At 35.0% G+C, this 1,126-nt stretch carries 1 protein-coding gene and 1 pseudogene; one reads left to right on the forward strand and one right to left on the reverse strand.

Features of this window, described 5'->3' with window-relative positions:
* A partial coding sequence (gene tssD, locus GNY06_RS00540; RefSeq protein ID WP_317163720.1) for a type VI secretion system tube protein TssD occupies positions 1 to 199 on the reverse strand: 199 nt, incomplete at its 3' end.
* 352 nt (positions 200 to 551) lie between these two features.
* Here tssD and GNY06_RS15385 point away from each other — a divergent pair.
* A pseudogene (locus GNY06_RS15385) lies at positions 552 to 683 on the forward strand (IS982 family transposase); the annotation flags it as partial.
* Positions 684 to 1,126 lie beyond the last annotated feature (443 nt).

Consider the following 1,126-nt stretch of genomic DNA (forward strand, 5'->3'; position numbering starts at 1 on the left):
ATTTACCATTGAGAAGACTCTCCAGAATGTCTGATTTGTCTGTAGCTTCTACTGTAATTTTGATAATCGCATTGGAAGGATCCGAAGCTACACGCCCCGATACGTCTACTGCACGATCTACACTGTAATGTAGTTTTAAAACTTTTTGAGCGTCTCCTCCGTTGAATTTCAACACCGCTCTTGCATTGTTTGCTGCCATCATTTAATGTTTTTGACTGTTTGTTATGGTTTTATAATGCCCAAAATTATATACCCCTTATCGCTTCTCCTAATCATTAGTAAACAAATTCAAAAAGTGTAGTAAAACTACTACACCTATATGCGTTTTTTAATACAGTTTGGCAAAAATCGGGACTTTTATGATGTTTTTGCTGCTTATGGATGAGAACAGATGTTATTTTTCCGATTCATAAACCACGGATTCCTGCTTTGATAAACCGGATAATTTTGCTTAAAATACCTGCTATCCGTTGTGCATTTAGGCATTAGAAAAGAAAAAAGATGGTTCATTTTTTTTAACCATCTATCTGATTGATTATTAGTAATTAAATATACAAAATAATCTCATTCAAAATTACAAGCTTATTTTAAAAGGATTAACAAATATCTGTAAACATATCGCTACAACCAGTAAAATTAGGGTTCATAAATTGTATGATCTGGAGTTGGTAGCACTGAATATAGGTTAATGAATTCTGGATTACGGATTTAGGGAACTGATTTGTAAGCGAATGGATAAGGTGTTTACTATGGGGTTAACTTACAATATCAGGTGTTTAAGAGAATAAAAAGGTATTCTGCAAAAAGAAGAGGCTGTCGAAGTCGGATTGGAGAGAGTTGCCATTATTCTAACATTGAAGACGGATAAAGAGAGGCTTTGGTAGAATTATTGTACAAGTTCGCCAGGTTCTACGGTATTACTAGCAACCAAATCGTACAATGTACAGGACGATAAAAATGGCATCTTGCATTCGTTTGATTTTTCACCAGCAAAGGGAGAGTCACCCGAACTGTGTCAGGTTCTAAATTAATGCTCCTCAAAAGCTGTTTTTTTCCTTGAGAATTCTCTCTCCAAATTTAACATAAAGTTGTGATAATGCCATACCCCAGTTATGGATAGGCATTG

The sequence above is a fragment of the Elizabethkingia argenteiflava genome (genome assembly GCF_009904105.1).
GTDB classification, from domain to species: Bacteria; Bacteroidota; Bacteroidia; order Flavobacteriales; family Weeksellaceae; genus Elizabethkingia; species Elizabethkingia argenteiflava.